The organism is Shewanella sp. 1180_01 (assembly GCF_052850535.1).
On sequence record NZ_VXCT01000014.1, the window covers coordinates 25,346 to 44,345 of the forward strand.

Annotated in this window: 14 protein-coding genes; 8 read left to right on the forward strand and 6 right to left on the reverse strand. The window is 46.7% G+C overall.

Annotated features, from left to right (window positions below):
* The first annotated feature begins 168 nt into the window (after positions 1 to 168).
* Complete coding sequence (locus FW758_RS09930) at positions 169 to 2,352, forward strand: putative bifunctional diguanylate cyclase/phosphodiesterase (protein WP_446445293.1); 2,184 nt, start codon at positions 169 to 171, stop codon at positions 2,350 to 2,352.
* 263 nt (positions 2,353 to 2,615) lie between these two features.
* Here FW758_RS09930 and FW758_RS09935 read toward each other — a convergent pair whose 3' ends face one another.
* A complete protein-coding gene (locus tag FW758_RS09935) occupies positions 2,616 to 3,143 on the reverse strand; it encodes a YchJ family protein (protein ID WP_259585769.1) in 528 nt (175 codons plus the stop codon).
* Between the two features lie 129 nt (positions 3,144 to 3,272).
* Positions 3,273 to 3,848, reverse strand: a complete 576-nt coding sequence (locus FW758_RS09940) for a YybH family protein (protein ID WP_259585772.1) — start codon at positions 3,846 to 3,848, stop codon at positions 3,273 to 3,275.
* A gap of 118 nt (positions 3,849 to 3,966) precedes the next feature.
* Here FW758_RS09940 and smrA point away from each other — a divergent pair, with 118 nt between their 5' ends.
* On the forward strand, positions 3,967 to 4,557 hold the full coding sequence (gene smrA, locus FW758_RS09945) for a DNA endonuclease SmrA (protein WP_259585775.1): 591 nt from the start codon (positions 3,967 to 3,969) through the stop codon (positions 4,555 to 4,557).
* Positions 4,558 to 4,670: 113 nt separating this feature from the next.
* On the opposite strand, the gene FW758_RS09950 is transcribed toward smrA, so the two are convergent.
* Positions 4,671 to 6,536, reverse strand: coding sequence for a M2 family metallopeptidase (locus FW758_RS09950; protein ID WP_446445294.1), 1,866 nt, complete (start codon positions 6,534 to 6,536; stop codon positions 4,671 to 4,673).
* A gap of 220 nt (positions 6,537 to 6,756) precedes the next feature.
* Between FW758_RS09950 and FW758_RS09955 the strand changes: the two genes are divergently transcribed.
* Together FW758_RS09955 and FW758_RS09960 are read left to right on the forward strand one after the other, a co-directional pair.
* Positions 6,757 to 7,395 (forward strand): TetR/AcrR family transcriptional regulator, encoded by a 639-nt coding sequence (locus FW758_RS09955; protein WP_006081559.1) that lies wholly within the window; start codon positions 6,757 to 6,759, stop codon positions 7,393 to 7,395.
* Positions 7,396 to 7,411: 16 nt separating this feature from the next.
* Positions 7,412 to 9,691 carry an acyl-CoA dehydrogenase gene (locus FW758_RS09960; RefSeq protein WP_446445295.1) on the forward strand — a complete coding sequence of 760 codons (2,280 nt, stop codon included), beginning with the start codon at positions 7,412 to 7,414 and terminating at the stop codon, positions 9,689 to 9,691.
* Between the two features lie 301 nt (positions 9,692 to 9,992).
* Here the strand turns inward: FW758_RS09960 and pyk are convergent, their stop codons facing one another.
* The gene (gene pyk, locus FW758_RS09965; protein ID WP_006081562.1) at positions 9,993 to 11,432 is read right to left on the reverse strand and encodes a pyruvate kinase; all 1,440 of its coding nucleotides are present in this window, start codon (positions 11,430 to 11,432) and stop codon (positions 9,993 to 9,995) included.
* Positions 11,433 to 11,618: 186 nt separating this feature from the next.
* Positions 11,619 to 12,473, reverse strand: coding sequence for a MurR/RpiR family transcriptional regulator (locus FW758_RS09970; protein ID WP_006081563.1), 855 nt, complete (start codon positions 12,471 to 12,473; stop codon positions 11,619 to 11,621).
* Between the two features lie 312 nt (positions 12,474 to 12,785).
* Here FW758_RS09970 and zwf point away from each other — a divergent pair, with 312 nt between their 5' ends.
* From zwf to FW758_RS09990, 4 genes are read left to right on the forward strand one after another with little or no spacing between them, the layout of a single operon-like run.
* Positions 12,786 to 14,258, forward strand: a complete 1,473-nt coding sequence (zwf, locus tag FW758_RS09975; protein WP_006081564.1) for a glucose-6-phosphate dehydrogenase — start codon at positions 12,786 to 12,788, stop codon at positions 14,256 to 14,258.
* Positions 14,259 to 14,267: 9 nt separating this feature from the next.
* The gene (gene pgl / locus FW758_RS09980) at positions 14,268 to 14,966 is read left to right on the forward strand and encodes a 6-phosphogluconolactonase (RefSeq protein WP_446445296.1); all 699 of its coding nucleotides are present in this window, start codon (positions 14,268 to 14,270) and stop codon (positions 14,964 to 14,966) included.
* 9 nt (positions 14,967 to 14,975) lie between these two features.
* Entirely contained in the window at positions 14,976 to 16,802 is a 1,827-nt protein-coding gene (gene edd, locus FW758_RS09985; protein WP_446445297.1) for a phosphogluconate dehydratase, read from the forward strand.
* A 20-nt stretch (positions 16,803 to 16,822) separates the two neighbouring features.
* Positions 16,823 to 17,464, forward strand: coding sequence for a bifunctional 4-hydroxy-2-oxoglutarate aldolase/2-dehydro-3-deoxy-phosphogluconate aldolase (locus FW758_RS09990; RefSeq protein WP_006081567.1), 642 nt, complete (start codon positions 16,823 to 16,825; stop codon positions 17,462 to 17,464).
* A gap of 186 nt (positions 17,465 to 17,650) precedes the next feature.
* Here the strand turns inward: FW758_RS09990 and FW758_RS09995 are convergent, their stop codons facing one another.
* A complete protein-coding gene (locus tag FW758_RS09995; RefSeq protein ID WP_259522774.1) occupies positions 17,651 to 19,000 on the reverse strand; it encodes an anti-phage deoxyguanosine triphosphatase in 1,350 nt (449 codons plus the stop codon).

Below are 19,000 nucleotides of genomic sequence, written 5' to 3' on the forward strand. Positions count from 1 at the left end.
TTGTTAACTGAATTGTAATAAATTGTGCCACATGTTGCTGCGCTTACAATAGATAGTGTAATCTGCCTCCAAATGAGAATAATTCAATCAGCTTAATTGCACATTTCAAGCTACGTTTGCGCGTAGCAAAGACCTTTAGCCCAACACGAAGTTTTGTAGGGAATCAGCGTGAAGCGACGTCAGCATCAGCATTTATTGGAGTCTTTGGTTCAGTCAACTGCAAAACAGCAGGGCGATTTCACCAAGACAGCAGAGTTAGCCACAGAGTTGTTGTGCCAGAATTTAGCGGTTTCTTTGGTGTCAGTGTGGACGTTTTCAGCTGATCAACAAACCCAAACACTCGTTGCACAATTTGGTTCTATGATGTTGCAAGACATTCGTAGGCCTAAACTATTACAAGCTTGTCCCCGTTATGTGCACGAGCTTAAAACCCTGAGACATATCGATGCTGGCAATACGCTGACCGATCCCCGTTTAAGTGAATTGGCAGAGTGCTACTTTATCCCGCGGCACATCAATTCGAGTCTCGACATCGCCATTCGCATCAATGGTCGTCTGGAAGGTGTGCTCTGCATCGAGCGGGCGCAATTTACTCCCCATTGGCACGATAGCGAAATCCACCTCGCGTGCCAGATGGCCGATCAATTAGCTCTGACCTTAGCGACAAAACACAGCTACGACAAAGAAGAAAGACTGAGCTTGTTTCGCTGTGCGACGGAGCAATCGCGGCAGATCAGCATGCTCATTAATTTGCATACTGAAAAAGTCGAGTATGTGAATCAGGCGCACAGTGAAATCACTGGCATGCCCCGTGAGCAGATAATCGGCGCAAATATCCGTGAATTGGCTTTTTTTAAGCAGCATGCCCAATTAGCCGAGCAAACCCTAGCGCAGATTTTTAGGGGCGAGATTGCCAAAGGCGAAGCGCAGTTTAGCCGTGCCGATGGTAGCCGCTATTGGCTGACATATGTGCTGAGCCAATTTATTACCGACCGTGGCAATCATTATGCCTTGGTCTCGTGTGAGGAAAATACAGATGAGCACAACTACAAGTTAGAGCTTGAACGCCTCGCTTGGCGCTGTGGATTAACGGGGCTACATAACCGCACCCACTTTAATCGAGTGCTTGAACGTACCAATAAGGGACTGTTGTTGTTAGTTGATTTAGTAGGATTTAAACGGTTTAACGATACCTATGGGCATGAGAATGGCGATAGCTTATTGATTGAAATTGCCCGCCGTTTGAAACATTTCTCCGAGATCAATAAAGCCACCGAAATTGCCCGTGTCGGCAGCGATGAATTTGCCGTGCTGCTGACCGATGATAACGCGGTATACGATCTCGACTACTTTAGTACGCGTCTGTATCAGCATCTGACTATGCCTATCTTAATCGGTCGCGAACAAGTCGAGCCCAAGCCTGCCTTAGCTGTGGTTGATATCGCCTCGGTGGCGAGTTTGTTTGCTCCGTTAACCTGTGCCGATATTGCCGTTCAGTATGCTAAAAAGAAAAAGGGCACAGCAATCCAAGTGTTTAACAGCACTTTATTGAGCGCATTTAAAGAAGATGCACAGATAGAGCGCGATTTACACAGTGCCATCCGTGGCCGTCAGTTTGAGCTTTATTATCAGCCACTGAGGGATTTAGAGCAGAATACCTATATTGGCGCTGAAGCTTTAATCCGTTGGCATCACCCTAAAAGAGGCGTGTTATTTCCCGCATCTTTTATCGATATTGCCGAGCAATCGGGGATGATTAATTCCATCGGCAGCTGGGTGTTAGAGGCCGCATGTCGCCAGTTAAACCTATGGCAACACCATAACGCGGACATGACAATGCACGTGAATGTGTCGGCCCGTCAGTTTTTTAGTGGCAATTTATTCGAGCAGGTGTGGCAGCTATTAACTCGTTATCGATTGAAACCTAAGACGTTAATTTTAGAAATCACTGAAACTGAGTTGATGGGCGACATTCGCCATGCGACGCTGTTATGCCAAGAATTGGCTGAATTAGGCGTGGGGCTCGCGATTGACGATTTTGGTACGGGTTACAGCTCTATGCGGTATTTGAAGCAGTTCCCGATCAGTAAACTCAAAATAGATCGGTCGTTTATTTCAGATCTCACCGTAAGTCGCGAAAGCCGCGAAATTGTGTCAGCCATTATCGCCATGGCGAGTGCCTTGAATATCTCCTTGACGGCAGAAGGGGTTGAAACCCTTGAGCAAGAAGCCTTTTTAGCGAAAAGCTTTTGCCATCAGGCGCAGGGTTATCTCTACAGTCCTGCATTACGGGAGCCTGAGTTTGCACAATTTATCTTGTCGGCCAAAAGCCCTTCAGTTTTGACCCACTAAGCTGGTGTTAGCAGCTTATAAACCGCTGTTTTCGATAACTCGCGATGACTCTTGATAACTTTCGATTAAAGTAAGGGCAGGCAAGATTGCTAACTTAGATTACGCATCTAGCATACACATCTAACCTACACATCTAGAGCATAAACCTAGCCTGTTTTTATTTTTAATCTCTATGCTTGTTAAATCAGCGCTATAAACCATTACTGTAATCCTTCAGCACAATTTTGCGCTGAATGCTCATAGCAACAGCTTATGACTTCAACTCAGAGGGATTTTAAGCAGCATTGTTTGAATTTTTTACCGCTATGGCAAACGCAAGCATCATTTCTGCCGGGTAACTTCGCCGTCATTTGCTGGCCTTGGCTGTAATACCAGCGGCCCGTTTGATAGATAAATTCCGAACGCTCATAGATAGCATCAATTTCACCTTCGAGTTTGTACCAAGCCTTAAACGTCACATTGCCATGTCTTGGCTCCGCGATTGCTTGATTCGCAGCTTGAGAGTTGTGGGCGGGTGTTTCACTGCTGTTGAGTACTTCTAGTCCTAGCCAATGTGGGTGAGGGCCAGTATTCAAACTTGCTAAAGTGAGGCCGTTTAGGTACTCGGGATGATGTGTTTTCAAAATGTAATCAAAATTTTTCAACACAAATGCGCAGTAACGTGAGCGCATGAGTTCCTCGGGCGTTTGCGCAACGACTTGCCCAGAATCGACATGAATATGCAGTGGATTGCAGCAATCTTGATAGCGTTTACCACTGCCACAGGGGCAGCTTTGTTCAGTTGTAATCATGTTTTCTTTGCGATATCGATTAAATGATGATTTATTTAAATAAATTAGGCTTTTATTCTAACGCATTATACTTTCATTTTAATGCATTAAGCATGTATCTGAATGCGTTAATTAGCGTCAGCACAAAACTTAGGGCAGCTTCTTACCCGCAGGTAAAGGCGGGAACTGGCGACCATAATACAAGTTAGGCACAGGTTTCGCATTCAGGTAATAGCTAGGTTCTGCACGATTATTCGTGTCTAAGCTCACTTTCCATTGGGTCGCGGACACTTTTTCTGTACCAATGGCAAATTTGCCTGCAAATTCACTCACAGGTTCGCCCGTTTCTTTTGCTGGGTAAAATCGAACCAAATAATAGCCAGTATCTATGGCTCCATCGCCGATAATTTTACGCTTGGTGATGCGAAAATCGACGTCGATAGTGGCTTTCTTCGCACGGATTTTATCGAAAAATTTCTTGTAAATCGCGACGATATTATCTCGGCCATAGTAAATTTCTTTACTTTGACTCTCAGACAAGTAGCTAGCGTCATCGGCATAAATCTCACGGGTCACTTCAGGGGACAATTGATTAAAAGCGCTAATAAATAAAGGATAATTAGCGTTGATCAATTGATCATCGGTGGATTTTGTATGCGTTTTAGCTGGATTGGCTAAGCTTGGTAGCGACAATAGGCACATCAGGACTAGCGGCAAAAATTTCATTACTTTATTCTAATCTGGCAATCATGGCGTCACTATAATGGAGCCGCCCGCTGAACTAAAGCCTTGAATGATTACAAAGTGTGTTTCTGTACAAGAGTGTGAAGTAAAGGAGCTTGCCATGCTGGATGATGAATCAGCACTGTTTTTTGAGGAAATGGCTGGAGTTGTGCCACTAAAAGGCGACATGCCTGCGGTGAGTTTCGCGCCAAAAGCGTTAACTGCGGAGCAAATCCACAGACGCGATGCCTTACAAAGGGAAGCTTATTTAGCGTGTATGCCACTGGATTTAAAAGCGTTTGTGCAGCAAGCGCCGGATGAGATTGTCAGCTTTAAACGTGAAGGGGTACAAGGCGGCGTTTTCAAGCGGTTACGCATGGGGCAATACAGTATCAAGATGGAGCTTGATGTACATGCCTATCGGCTTAATCAAGCTCGCGAGGCCGTACTCAACTACTTACTGGCAGCGCAGGCGCACGGTGAGCGGTGTGTGATGTTGATCCACGGTAAAGGTTATCAGAGTCGACCCTTTGCTGGATTACTCAAATCAGCTGTGTGTTGTTGGTTATCACAACTGGATATGGTGCTGGCCTATCATTCGGCGAAAACTGAGCAGGGCGGCACTGGGGCGCTGTATGTGATGTTAACTAAGTCTGAACAGCTAAAGCTTGAAAACCGTGAAGCCAATCGTAAAGGCATGGGTTTGCGTTAGACCAAAACAGGCCCAGTATTTGATAAAAAGTATTGAATAACAAGCAGGAATAAAAATGCCCAATCTCGTTGGGCATTTTGCTTTATGCAATTGGGTAATGACTTAACGCGTCATTACCAACCACATTGGCGATTTGCGGCGGTATTTTGCTCATCTAACCATGTTTTAAGTGGCGCGAAGTAATCGAGCACAGCTTTGGCATCCATGGTTTCTTTGCCAGTGACTTCTTTCAATGCTTCAGGCCATGGCTTACTTAAACCTAACTCGAGCATCTTATTGAGTTTCTCTCCCGCAGCTTGATTGCCATAGATACTGCATCTATGAACCGGACCTTTATCGCCCGCAGTTTCACATAGCGCTTGATGGAACTGGAATTGCAGAATATGCGCGAGGAAGTAGCGGGTGTAAGGCACATTGCCTGGCACATGGTATTTAGCGCCTGGATCAAAGTCAGCTTCGCTGCGCTTCGTCGGTGCTTTTACGCCTTGGTATTTTTCCCTGAGATCCCACCATGCTTGGTTATATTGGGCGGGTGTGATTTCGCCGCTAAACACTTTCCAGCGCCACTGATCTATCATCAGACCAAAGGGTAAGAAGGCGATTTTATCTAAAGCTTGCTTCAGTAAGAGGCCAATGTCCTTAGAGGCATCAGGTACTTCGTCTAATAAGCCAATCTGTTTTAAGTAGCTTGGGGTGATCGACAGCGCAATCGTGTCACCAATCGCTTCATGGAAACCATCGTTGGCGCTGTTTTTAAACAGGAATGGTTGCTGCTTATAAGCGCGTTGATAGAAGTTATGTCCAAGTTCGTGGTGGATCACGCTAAAGTCTTCGGCGGTCTTTTGGATACACATTTTTATGCGAATATCGTCGAGATTATCGAGATCCCATGCCGAAGCGTGGCAAACCACATCACGATCCTTTGGCTGAACAAATAGAGAACGTGCCCAAAAACTTTCTGGCAATGGTGCAAATCCTAGAGACGTGAAGAAGCCTTCGGCTTGTTTCACCATTTTATGCTCGTCATAACCATTTTTTGCCAGTAGCTCAGTGACATCGTAACCCGGGTCGGCATTGTCAGGGGCGACTAAGTCATACACATTGCCCCATTGCTGGGCCCACATGTTACCGAGCAAATGGGCCGGGATCGGTCCTGTGGTTGGTGCGATGCTATCGCCGTAATCTTTATTGAGTTCACCGCGTACGTAACAGTGCAAGGACTCATAAAGGGGTTTCACTTGGCCCCAAAGACGATCGAGTTCCTGTGAAAAATCATCGGGTTTCATATCATATTGACTGCGCCATAGCTCAGACAGGTTGGCATAACCAAGATCCTTCGCGCCTTCATTGGCCAGTTCCACTTCACGTTGAAACAAGGGACGCATAGGTTTGGCGATTTCACGCCAGCCTTTCCATGCTTCTAGTAAGGTTGCGGGATCCCGTGATTCGGCCATCAAGCTCGATAGCTCAGGCTGGGTCATACACTTACCGTCGGCAAAACAGTACTTTCCTTTGCCGTATAAGCCATTTAACTCTGAGCTAATTTGCGCAAGCTCGGTATTTTTCGCAGGATCGAGCGGGGCGGGTAACACTAACGCACTGCGTAGGATATTGAGCTTACGGGCATTAACGGGATCGAGTTGCACATTGGCGTACTTAGCCGCCTCTGTTGCAAATGTTATCGACGCTGCGCTGACCTTTTCACCTACCGCGGCAGACAGGGCCGCAGTATCATCGGTAATAAAGTTACTGTAAATCCACTCGGCGCGATTAGATTCAATCGATAATTCAGCCATTTTGGCTTCAGCATCGTTAATAAAAGCAATGACTTGTGCTTTATCTGGCGCGGTATTGATGACAGCCGCTTCAGTGCTAGCGGGCTTGTCGGTTTTGCTTTGTGCATCATTACAGGCCGTTAATCCCAGCGTTAAGGCGACTGTGAGGGCGATTTTACTGCGACGATTTAATGAAATAACCATGTCTACTTGTCCTTGTTGTTTTTGTGTTACACAGTTTACCTAAAGCTAAGGTGTATTGCATAAGGGTTAATGGGCTTGTTGGTTACACTTATTTCGCAGATGTTCCATATACGGCTTGAATGCAGGCTAGAAAGCGGCGAATTTGTCCAATTTTAGTTTGACATCCGTGGTGCCAATGTTTAATTTAAACGAGTGTTTTAAATTAATTCAAGGTCACGGAATGGCAAGTCGATCCGATACAAAAACTAGAATACTTGATGCCGCAGAAAAACTGTTCGCCGAACGGGGCTTTTCTGAGACCTCGTTGCGACTCATCACCAGTAAGGCTGAGGTGAATTTAGCATCGGTCAATTATCACTTTGGTTCTAAAAAAGAGCTGATCCGTGCAGTATTAGCGCGTTATTTAGACGTGTTTATGCCTGCGGCTTCAAACCAAATTAATCGCTTAAATGCCGCGCCAGCACAAGCAACACTCGAAGAAATTTTGTCTTCGCTGGTCGATCCTTTATTGGATTTAAACGCGCTACGTACCGAAGGCACCACGATCTTCCTGCAGCTTTTAGGCCGTGGCTATATCGAAAGCCAAGGACATTTACGTTGGTTTATCACTACCCATTACGGCCAGCATCTCGATGCTTTTGTTAAAGCCGTGTCGGCCAGTGCGCCACATATTCCACCCGCTGAAATGTTTTGGCGTTTACACTTTACCTTAGGCACTATCGTATTCACTATGGCGTCCGCCGATGCCCTAAACGATATCGCTGCTGCTGAGTTTGGTGAGCATAACGACATCGAAGCCGTGATCCGTAAAGTGATCCCATACATGGCGGCTGGCGTATCAGTCCCCGTTTCTTCTTAATTAAAAGGTCTTGATAATGTTGACGATTATAATTCTTGCCCTGATAGCCATTGTCGTGTTGTTTGCGGTGAAAAATATCCGGATGCAGTTTATTACCCGCCCAGTTTTTAGTTTTTTCAAGAAGGTCTTGCCGCCACTTTCAGATACCGAGCGCGAAGCGATGGAAGCTGGTGATGTCTGGTGGGAAGGGGAGTTATTCCGCGGAAATCCTAACTGGAATACCTTGCACAGCTACGGTAAGCCGACGCTGACCGCTGAAGAAAAAGACTTTATCGATAATCAAGTCATGACAGCCCTGACGATGATCGATGATTTCGACATAGTGCATAACCGTAAAGATTTACCGCCAGAGTTGTGGGAATACTTCAAGAAAGAAGGCTTCTTCGCCCTGATTATTCCGAAGAAATTCGGTGGTAAAGATTTCTCTGCCTATGCTAACTCTACCATTGTCAGCAAATTAGCCAGCCGTAGCGTAAGCGCTGCTGTGACTGTCATGGTGCCGAACTCTTTAGGCCCTGGTGAGTTGTTGACCCATTATGGTACGAGCGAGCAGAAAGAACGTTGGTTACCCGCTTTAGCTAAAGGCGATGAAATTCCTTGTTTTGCGTTAACCGGTCCAGAAGCGGGCAGTGATGCTGGCGCTATCCCGGATGTGGGTATTGTGTGCCGTGATACCTTCAATGGCGAAGAAATACTTGGGCTAAAACTCACTTGGGATAAGCGTTATATCACGCTGGCGCCTGTAGCGACGGTTCTGGGTTTAGCGTTCCAAATGCGCGATCCAGAAGGTCTGCTTGGCGATAAGAAAAATTTAGGCATTACCTGTGCGTTGATCCCAACGGATCATCCTGGAGTGGTTATTGGTCGTCGTCATAATCCGCTAGGTATGGCGTTTATGAACGGCACTACCCAAGGTAAAGAAGTGTTTATCCCGCTGGATTGGATTATCGGTGGCCCTGAATTTGCTGGTAAAGGCTGGCGTATGCTGGTTGAGTGTTTGTCGGCGGGCCGCGGTATTTCATTACCTGCACTGGCAACGGCTTCTGGTCACATGGCGACGAAGACGACAACGGCTTACAGTTATGTGCGTCATCAGTTTGGTATGGCGATTGGCCAGTTTGAAGGGGTGCAAGAAGCGCTGGCACGTATTATTGCCAACACTTACCAGTTGGAAGCCGCACGTCGTTTAACCACTACAGGTATCGATCTTAAAGTTAAACCTTCGGTTGTGACTGCGATTGCTAAGTACCACATGACTGAGTTAGGCCGTTCTGTGATGAACGATGCCATGGATATTCAATCGGGTAAGGGCATTCAATTAGGACCTAAAAACTATTTAGGCCACCCTTATATGTCGAATCCAATTTCGATCACTGTGGAAGGTGCGAACATTCTAACCCGCTCCTTGATGATTTTTGGTCAAGGTGCGACTCGCTGCCATCCTTACGTGCTTGCCGAAATGGAAGCCGCAGCGATGGAGAACCAACATGAAGCCTTAGAGCGTTTTGATGCGCTATTAATGGGCCACATGGGTTATGCCACGCGTAATGCTTTCAGTGCGTTGTTTAGTGCCTTAAGTGGTAGCCGTTTTGGCAGTGCGCCAGTGAGCGGTGAAACTAAGCAGTACTATAAAGATATGTCGCGTATTTCATCTGCATTAGCCTTAATGACGGATTTATCAATGCTGATCATGGGTGGCGATTTAAAACGCAAAGAAATGCTGTCGGCACGTATGGGTGATGTGCTCAGCCAGTTGTATTTAGGCTCAGCAACCTTGAAGCTATTTGAAGACAATGGCCGTCAACAGGACGATTTACCCGCGGTACGTTACGTAATGGCCAATCGTTTGCACTTAGCGGCGAAAGCACTGGAAGACACGATTCGTAACTTCCCGAGTCGTCCTGTGGCATGGTTACTGCGCGGCTTAATCTTCCCGCTGGGTAATCACTTCAATGCGCCGAGCGACAAAATGGCGACCGATTTAGTCGGCGGCATGTTGAAGCCTGGCCCTGCTCGTGACCGTATTACCTTCCTATGTCCTGAATTTGAAGGAGATAAGGGCGGTATTGCGGAAGTTGAGCAAGCGTTTGTTGCGCAATATGCCTGTAAAGATATTTATAAAAAACTAAAGAAAGCGCAGCGTGCCGGTGAACTGCCAGCCAAAGTGCCTAATCTCGTCTTGTTTGCAAAAGCACTCGAGACAGGTGTTATTACTGCCGATGAAGAGCAAAAATTGCAGCATGCTGATAAGCTGCGCTTAGCGGCAATTAATGTGAATGATTTCGAAGCGTTATAATGATTGCTAGTGTTTGATGTGAGCGTTTAATGTTAGTGCGGTCTGGTCTAAGCGGTATTAAGTTCAATGATTACTCCGCTTGTGCGAGATAGGACCGCTGAGATTTCCCTCAGCAATGAGAGAACGGCAAATTAGCACCAACAGAAATCAGCACTTACAGATAACAGCATTTACAGAGAACAGCATTTACAGATAACAGCATTTACAGAGAACTGCAGATATAAAAAAACCACCTTCATGAGGTGGTTTTTTATTGGCTTTTTTCTAACGCGCTTTAGTTGTTAGAAGAAGCTTAAGTAACTTAAGCAACGATCAACACTTTACAGGTGTTAGTGCCGCCAATCGTTTCCATTGCATCGCCTTTGGTCATCAGCACCATATCACCACTATTCAAATAACCTGCAGCAGTTAATGCTTCTAACGCTTTTTGCGCTAGCTCATCGGCTGGGTGGATAGTTGAATCGAAGTAGATTGGTAACACGCCGCGGTACAAGGCCATTTTGGCTAGGGTTGTTGCGTGACGTGATAAACCTAAGATCGGCAGTGCAGAACTGATGCGTGACATCAACTGTGGAGTCGCACCCGATTCAGTCAAAGCAATAATCGCCTTAACGCCTTCAAGGTGGTTAGCCGCATACATAGTCGATAGTGCAATCGTTTCTTCAACTGAAGTGAAACGCACATCTAATCTATGCTTAGACACAATCACACTTGGGTGAGATTCAGCGCCAACACAGACGTTTGCCATTGCCTTAACGGTTTCTTCTGGGAAGTCACCGGCAGCGGTTTCAGCTGATAACATCACAGCATCGGTACCATCAAGCACTGCGTTCGCCACGTCCATTACTTCGGCGCGGGTTGGCATTGGACTTGAAATCATCGATTCCATCATCTGAGTGGCGGTGATGACGACTTTATTCAGTTGGCGTGAACGGGCGATTAACTTCTTCTGCACTGCAACGAGTGCAGCATCACCAATTTCAACACCTAAGTCACCACGGGCAACCATGACAACGTCAGATGCTAAGATCACATCATCCATAGCCGCATCGGTCGCAACGGCTTCAGCGCGTTCAACTTTAGCCACGATTAAGGCATTGCAACCGGCTTGACGGGCAAGATCACGGGCGTAATCTAAATCAGCACCACTGCGTGGAAACGAAACGGCTAAATAATCCACTTGGATCAATGCCGCAGTCAGAATGTCAGCTTTGTCTTTTTCGGTCAGCGCCGCAGCAGAAAGTCCGCCGCCTTGCTTGTTAATACCTTTGTTGTTAGATAAAGGGCCAGCCACTGTCACTGTGGTGTGCACTTTACGGCCTTCAACACGCTCAACACGTAATTGAACACGGCCATCATCTAACATCAAGATATCGCCAACAGTCACATCGTCAGGCAATTGCTTGTAATCGATACCCACTTGGGTCTCGTCGCCTTCACCTTTTGCTAATTCGGCATCAAGCACGTAGGCTTGACCTAACACCAGTTGCACTTTCTTATTGTCTTTGAAAGTAGAAACGCGGATTTTAGGGCCTTGTAAGTCACCCAGAATAGCCACATGAACGCCCAACTCTTTAGCGATTTCGCGCGCTTGAGTGGCTCGTTTTAAGTGATCTTCAGGGGAACCGTGGGAGAAATTAAGACGTACAACGTTTGCACCTGCCGCGATGATGCGGCGTAGATTATCATCACGATCGGTAGCGGGACCTAGAGTGGTGACGATTTTGGTTCTGCGGAACATAAGGATACTCCGTTAAAGTTAAAAAAATCTTGGGCCTATATTACCATGCAATTCCAGATTATGTAGTAAAGTTACAATCAAATTGATCTAAAGTTATGTATGAAAATTGTGAGATATCGCTGATATTTGCACGATAAATGGCTAGGTTAAGGATCAACACTAGCCATTTTTAGAAAAGGAAGTGAGTTACAGTATCGGATCTTTATTGATGCGAGACTCTTTTAACACCTCTTTCACCCGTTTCAAATTATCGCGGAAACGTGGACCTCTGCGTAAGGTAAAGCCGGTTGCTAATACATCTATAGTGACTAATTGGGCTAAACGCGAGGCCATAGGTAAATACATGTCGGTATCCTCTGGCACTTCCATTGTCACGGGCAGCGTACATTCCATCGACAAAGGCGAGTTGCGGGCGGTAATACCAATCACAGCTGCACCGTTTTCTCTTGCTAAACGTGCTATCTCAATCAATGACTTAGTGCGGCCTGTGTGGGAAATTAATACAACAACATCACCTTCATTGCTGTTGATACAGCTCATGCGTTGCATTAGAACATCGTCAAAACAGATGACAGGCACATTAAAGCGGAAGAATTTATTTTGGGCGTCATGGGCAACAGAAGCGGATGCGCCTAAGCCAAAAAAGGAAATAGTCTTAGCTTGAGTGAGTATATCAACCGCTTTGTTTATGGCTGAAATATCTAAACTTTGACGTGCGGTATCAAGTGAAGCCATTGAAGATTCGAAGATTTTTGTTGTATACGACTCAGTCGAATCATCTTCTTCAACGTGGCGGCTCACATAAGGAGTACCGTTCGCAAGACTTTGCGCTAGATGTAACTTAAAATCAGGGAAGCCTTTAGTATCTAAGCGGCGGCAGAAACGATTCACAGTAGGTTCACTGACATCTGCCATCTTAGCCAGTGTGGCGATGCTAGAATGTATAGCTGTCTGTGGTGATGCTAAGATCACCTCTGCAACTTTGCGTTCTGATTTACTAAAATGGGTGAGGCTTTTTTGAACCTTTTCTAGGGTATTCATACGCGTATGTCCGCTAAATTGAGAATGTAATTTTATTTATTTTTGTTTTGTGGGGACAGATCAAGGCTGGCGGCCCACAAAGAGACTCTATGTAGTAACTTTTCAGTACAATTTTGAAATAAGACTTTACTACCTTCAGTAATTTAAGCACAAAAAGCATATCAGATTAATGCTGTAAGTGCCTAGTTAGCTAGAATGTTAATATTTATAAAAATAGATGCATTTAACAAATTCTGTTGTTATATTACAACAAAAGTGTGGATTTCTTCATCGACATGAAGGGACACGACATACAAAGGAGATCGTAACGCAATGGGCAAAACAACATCAGGCGCCAAAGCTTGTGACTTCGTACTCTTTGGTACTAAAGGCGATTTGGCACGACGCAAGTTGTTACCTTCTTTATACCAGCTAGATAAAGCTGAACTTCTCGATAAAGATACGAAAGTGATCGGTGTCGCGAAAGACGAGTTTACTCAAGATGAGTTTATCGAATTAGTCACGCTTGCATTAAACACCTTCGTGAAAGAGCCTTTGTGCGAAGAGACTCTCCAACGTTTCCTGTCCCGCTGCCACTATATAGGCACTAACTTTACCGATTCAGCGGGCTACAGTGCCTTCCATGAACTGCTCAAACCAGAAGAGCGCGTCATGGTCAGTTACTTTGCTACGCCACCTGCCATATTCGGCGACATTTGCCGTTGTTTGCATGAACAAGATCTTATCCACCCAGATTCACGTGTGGTGCTCGAAAAGCCAATCGGCTCAGATTTAGACTCTTCTCGCGTTATCAATGATCAAGTTTCCGCTTACTTCAAAGAACGACAGGTTTACCGTATCGACCATTACTTAGGTAAAGAAACCGTACAGAACTTGATTGCGCTGCGTTTTGCTAACTCTTTATTTGCCTCTAAGTGGGACAACCGTACGATTGATCACGTCCAGATCACAGTCGCTGAAGAAGTGGGTATTGAAGGCCGTTGGGGTTATTTCGACAAAGCGGGTCAGATGCGCGACATGATCCAAAACCATTTGCTACAAGTGTTAACGCTCGTTGCTATGGATCCACCAGTCAACTTAGACGCTGACAGCATCCGTGATGAAAAAGTCAAAGTGCTTAAATCACTGCGTCCGATTAATTCTGACAATGTGTATGAAAATACCGTACGCGGTCAGTACAGTGCGGGCTTCTTAAAAGGCAGCCCAGTACCGGGTTATTTAGAAGAGGAAGGCGCCAACCTTCAATCACACACAGAAACCTTCGTGGCTATTCGTGTGGATATCGACAACTGGCGTTGGGCGGGCGTGCCTTTCTATTTACGTAGCGGTAAACGTATGCCGTTTAAGAGCTCTGAAATTGTGGTGTATTTCAAAAACCCACCGCATAACTTGTATCGCTCAAGCTACCGTAATCTGCCACCTAACAAGCTGACTATTCGTCTGCAGCCCCATGAAGGGGTTGAAATCCAGATGATGAACAAAGTACCAGGTTTGGAGCAAAAACAACGTCTACAAACCACTAAACTCGATTTGAGCTTCTCCGATACCTTCAAAAATGAACGTATCGCCGATGCCTACGAGCGTCTATTACTCGAAGCTATGCTCGGTAATCAAGCACTGTTCGTGCGCCGCGATGAAGTCGAGCAGGCATGGACTTGGGTGGATGGCATTATCCAATCGTGGGAACAAAGCAACGAAAAACCAAAACCTTATCCTGCGGGTACTTGGGGTCCAGTTGCGTCAGTTGCTTTGATCACCAAAGATGGCCGTTCGTGGGACGAGTAGGAGACTTTGATGATTAAAGAAACCGTATTCAAATCTTTCGATACGCCAAGTGCGTTAGAACAGCAACTGGCCAGCAAGATTGCGAGCCAGTTACAGGAAGCCGTTGATGCCCGCGGAAAAGCGAGCTTAGTGGTTTCCGGTGGTTCGACGCCGCTTAAGTTATTTCAACTATTGAGCATGAAGTCCATCGATTGGAGTGATGTTTATATCACTCTCGCCGATGAGCGCTGGGTTGAAGCCGACGCCGATGCTTCTAATGAACGTATAGTGCGTGAACATTTATTACAAAACCGTGCGTCGAATGCCAAATTCCGCGGTTTAAAAAACATGTTTTCGACCGCAGAAGCGGGCGCCGATATGGCCGCCGAGTCTTTGTCTAATTTCCCTCGTCCTTTTGATGTGGTGGTATTAGGCATGGGTAACGATGGTCATACTTGTTCTTGGTTTCCCTGTAGCGCTGAGCTTGAAAATGCGCTCACAACCCAAGCCCTGTGCGTGGCGACTAACCCCACCACAGCGCCTCACGGCAGAATAACGCTCTCTAAGAGTGCGATTCTGAACAGCAGACAAATTTATCTGCACTTGGTCGGGGAACAGAAATTATCCGTATATCGTCAAGCGTTAGAAAGTGATGATGTCCATGCTATGCCTATCAGAGCCGTATTAGCGCAGCGTAAAACGCCCGTTGATGTGTTCTGGAGCGCTTAAGGAGTCAAGATGCACTCAGTAGTTCAAGCTGTTACCGACAGAATTATTGCCCGTAGCAAAGCGTCACGTGAAGGTTATCTCGCCGCATTGAATGATGCCCGTAACCATGGTGTACACCGTAGCTCATTGAGCTGTGGCAACTTAGCCCATGGTTTTGCCGCCTGTAATCCAGACGACAAAAATGCATTGCGTCAATTGAATAAGGCGAACATCGGCATAGTGACGGCATTTAACGACATGTTATCTGCGCACCAACCCTATGAAAGCTATCCTGAATTGCTTAAAAAAGCCTGTCAGGAAGTCGGCAGTGTTGCACAAGTGGCGGGCGGTGTTCCGGCCATGTGTGACGGTGTGACTCAAGGTCAACCCGGTATGGAATTGAGCTTACTGAGTCGTGAAGTGATTGCTATGGCAACGGCTGTGGGCTTGTCTCACAACATGTTTGATGGCGCTTTACTGCTCGGCATTTGCGATAAAATCGTTCCAGGTTTACTTATCGGCGCCTTAAGCTTTGGTCACTTACCTATGTTATTCGTGCCTGCTGGGCCGATGAAATCAGGTATCCCGAACAAAGAAAAAGCCCGTATTCGTCAGCAATTTGCCCAAGGTAAAGTGGATCGTGCGCAGCTGTTAGAAGCTGAAGCTCAGTCTTACCACAGTGCAGGAACCTGTACCTTCTACGGCACGGCAAACTCGAATCAGCTGATGCTTGAAGTGATGGGGCTGCAGTTACCAGGCTCGTCATTTGTGAATCCAGATGATCCACTGCGTGAAGCCTTAAACAAGATGGCCGCTAAGCAAGTGTGTCGTTTAACCGAAATGGGTACCCAATATACCCCAATCGGTGAAGTGGTCAGCGAAAAGTCTGTGGTTAACGGCATTGTGGCACTTTTGGCTACCGGCGGTTCTACTAACTTGACCATGCACATCGTCGCCGCGGCTAGAGCTGCCGGTATTATCGTGAACTGGGATGATTTTTCTGAGTTATCCGATGCAGTGCCATTAGTGGCGCGCGTGTATCCAAACGGTCACGCCGATATCAACCATTTCCACGCTGCAGGCGGAATGGCGTACTTAATCAAAGAATTACTTGATGCGGGTCTATTGCATGAAGATGTGAATACCGTTGCGGGCTTTGGTTTACGCCGTTATACCCAAGAGCCAAAACTGCTCGACGGTGAACTGCGCTGGGTCGATGGCCCTACAACAAGTTTAGATACTGAAGTGTTAACTTCAGTCGCATCGCCTTTCCAAGGCAATGGTGGTTTGAAATTACTGAAAGGTAACTTGGGCCGCGCTGTGATTAAAGTATCAGCGGTACAAGCACAACACCGTGTCGTTGAAGCGCCCGCTGTAGTCATTGACGATCAAAACAAACTCGATGCCTTGTTCCAAACAGGTGCTCTGGATAGAGATTGTGTGGTTGTGGTTAAAGGCCAAGGGCCGAAAGCTAATGGTATGCCAGAGCTGCATAAATTAACGCCATTGTTAGGCACGCTTCAGGACAAGGGCTTTAAAGTCGCGCTGCTGACCGACGGTCGTATGTCTGGCGCGTCGGGTAAAGTCCCTGCGGCCATTCACTTGACGCCGGAAGCCTTAGATGGCGGCTTAATTGCCAAAGTCAAAGATGGCGACTTGATCCGTGTCGATGCGTTAACAGGTGAACTGAGCCTGCTCGTCTCTGAAGCAGAACTTGCCACCAGAACCGCCGGAACAGTCGATTTACATCGCTCACGTTATGGCATGGGCCGCGAGTTATTTAGTGCGCTACGTTCCAATCTAAGCAGTCCAGAAACTGGTGCGCGTTGTACTAATGCCATCGATGAACTTTATTAATACAAAGGAAGAATAACGCAATGCTTGAGAATAACTGGTCACTACAGCCACAAGATATTTTTAAACGCAGCCCTATTGTTCCTGTTATGGTGATTAACAAGATTGAACATGCGGTGCCATTAGCGCGAGCACTGGTTGCCGGCGGCATTAGTGTGTTAGAAGTGACTTTGCGTACACCTTGCGCACTCGAAGCTATCACTAAAATCGCCAAAGAAGTGCCAGAGGCCTTAGTGGGCGCGGGTACTATCTTAAACGAAGCTCAGCTTGATCTTGCGATTGCCGCTGGTGCGCAGTTTATTATTACCCCAGGCGCGACGGTTGAACTGCTCAAAGCCGGTATGCATGGTCCTGTACCATTGATCCCAGGCGTTGCTAGCATTTCAGAAGTGATGACGGGTATGGCGCTTGGTTACACCCACTTTAAATTTTTCCCAGCCGAAGCTTCGGGTGGTGTGGATGCACTGAAAGCCTTCTCGGGTCCGCTAGCGGATATTCGCTTCTGCCCAACAGGTGGCATTACGCCAAGCAGCTATAAAGATTATTTAGCGCTGAAGAACGTCGATTGTATTGGTGGCAGCTGGATTGCGCCAACGGATGCAATGGAACACGGCGATTGGGATCGTATCACTCAGCTTTGTAAAGACGCCATCGGCGCTTTATAAGTCGAGCTTGAAATAGCGACAAAAATAAAAAACCACCGCAAGGTGGTTTTTTGTCTTTCATCTTTAGCCTTTGATAAAGAATGGCTGTGATAGCTGGCGCTATAGAAAATCTAGCTTTTATAGAAATTCGCACATTTACAAACGGTCTGGCTTCATAGAAAGTCGGGCAGCGCAATGTCTGCTTGCCTACATTTCCTTGCTCAGTTCCACATTCGAACCCGCTTTGGGGCTAAATAGCTGTTGATACAGTCGCCCCGCAAACTCATCGGTCATTCCCGAAATATAGTCCGCCAAGACCCTGTGGCTGTTTAAGCCTTGTTGCTCACTTTCGCGCCAGCGCTCTTGGGTGTTCAGTGGCAGTAAACGCTCGGGATCGGAAGCGAAGGCTTCGAATAAACCCATCACAATTTGCTGGCCTTTATATTCGAGCATTTGGATTTCAGGTTTACGGATCACGTATTTATAAACCAGTTGCTTGAGCACATTGAGCGCAATGGCAAATTCGGGCTCTAAGGTCGCATTAAAGCGTAATAAAGGTTCTTCAAACACGTCATCTTCTGAGATAACAATAGCGGTGACAAAGCCATTAACGAGTGTGCCTATGGCATCTTTACGCAGATGATGCTCATGGGAAAACAGCTTATTGCCAATATCGGCAAGCTCTTGTCGTATCCACGCATCGCCGCTGTTTGTGAGTGTCGGCGCCACATCTTGATGCCACTGCGATGCCGTGACTATGCCCATCACAATCGCATCTTCGAGATCGTGCACTGCATAGGCGATATCATCTGCCAGTTCCATTATCGAGCAATCGAAGGATTTAAACTGAGTGCGCAGATGTGGATAGTGGTGCAGGGCGGGGTGTGAACCTTGCTGCGTCGAGGTAAAACGACTGCGGTCTGCCTCAGATAGCGGCTCAAGCACCCAAGCGAAAATGTCGTTATCATCGTCGAAAATGCCCTTAACCGGCGGCCATTGTGACGGTTTGAGCTGTCTATGGTTGGTAATTTCATTATGTTCACCCGCGACAAATAGCTTCGAGTGCGGCGCGGGGTATTTCAAAATCCCGAGCATGGTACGCCGACACAAGTTCATCCCGAAATCTAACGTGTAGGGCTCAAGCTTAGAGAGAATTCGAAAAGTTTGGCCATTGCCTTCAAAGCCGCCGTGGTCGCGCATCATGTAATTCAATGCCACTTCGCCGCCATGGCCGAAGGGAGGATGACCAATATCGTGGGCCAAACACAGGGACTCTAATAGGCTCATAGAGCAAAGCAGCTGCTTATGCTGTGGATATTTACGTCTGAGCTGGGCGGCTATGCCAGTGCCAATTTGCGAGACTTCGAGTGAGTGGGTTAATCGAGTGCGATAGAAGTCATTCATGCCAACGCCGAGCACTTGGGTCTTGGCCTGCAGGCGGCGAAAGGCGGCCGAGTGGAGAATACGCGCCCTGTCTCTTTGGTAAGGGCTGCGGTGATCGTTACGCCGTTGTTTATCTTCACCATGACGGCGTTCTTGCCAAACACTTGAAGTCAT

What these genes read in the sequence shown, in the direction of transcription:
- FW758_RS09935 (WP_259585769.1), bottom strand. Translation starts at nt 3,143, where the DNA reads ATGATTACAACTGAACAAAGCTGCCCCTGTGGCAGTGGTAAACGCTAT.
- FW758_RS09940 (WP_259585772.1), bottom strand. Translation starts at nt 3,848, where the DNA reads ATGAAATTTTTGCCGCTAGTCCTGATGTGCCTATTGTCGCTACCAAGC.
- smrA (WP_259585775.1), top strand. Translation starts at nt 3,967, where the DNA reads ATGCTGGATGATGAATCAGCACTGTTTTTTGAGGAAATGGCTGGAGTT.
- FW758_RS09950 (WP_446445294.1), bottom strand. Translation starts at nt 6,536, where the DNA reads ATGGTTATTTCATTAAATCGTCGCAGTAAAATCGCCCTCACAGTCGCC.
- FW758_RS09955 (WP_006081559.1), top strand. Translation starts at nt 6,757, where the DNA reads ATGGCAAGTCGATCCGATACAAAAACTAGAATACTTGATGCCGCAGAA.
- FW758_RS09960 (WP_446445295.1), top strand. Translation starts at nt 7,412, where the DNA reads ATGTTGACGATTATAATTCTTGCCCTGATAGCCATTGTCGTGTTGTTT.
- pyk (WP_006081562.1), bottom strand. Translation starts at nt 11,432, where the DNA reads ATGTTCCGCAGAACCAAAATCGTCACCACTCTAGGTCCCGCTACCGAT.
- FW758_RS09970 (WP_006081563.1), bottom strand. Translation starts at nt 12,473, where the DNA reads ATGAATACCCTAGAAAAGGTTCAAAAAAGCCTCACCCATTTTAGTAAA.
- zwf (WP_006081564.1), top strand. Translation starts at nt 12,786, where the DNA reads ATGGGCAAAACAACATCAGGCGCCAAAGCTTGTGACTTCGTACTCTTT.
- pgl (WP_446445296.1), top strand. Translation starts at nt 14,268, where the DNA reads ATGATTAAAGAAACCGTATTCAAATCTTTCGATACGCCAAGTGCGTTA.
- edd (WP_446445297.1), top strand. Translation starts at nt 14,976, where the DNA reads ATGCACTCAGTAGTTCAAGCTGTTACCGACAGAATTATTGCCCGTAGC.
- FW758_RS09990 (WP_006081567.1), top strand. Translation starts at nt 16,823, where the DNA reads ATGCTTGAGAATAACTGGTCACTACAGCCACAAGATATTTTTAAACGC.
- FW758_RS09995 (WP_259522774.1), bottom strand. Translation starts at nt 19,000, where the DNA reads ATGACTTCAAGTGTTTGGCAAGAACGCCGTCATGGTGAAGATAAACAA.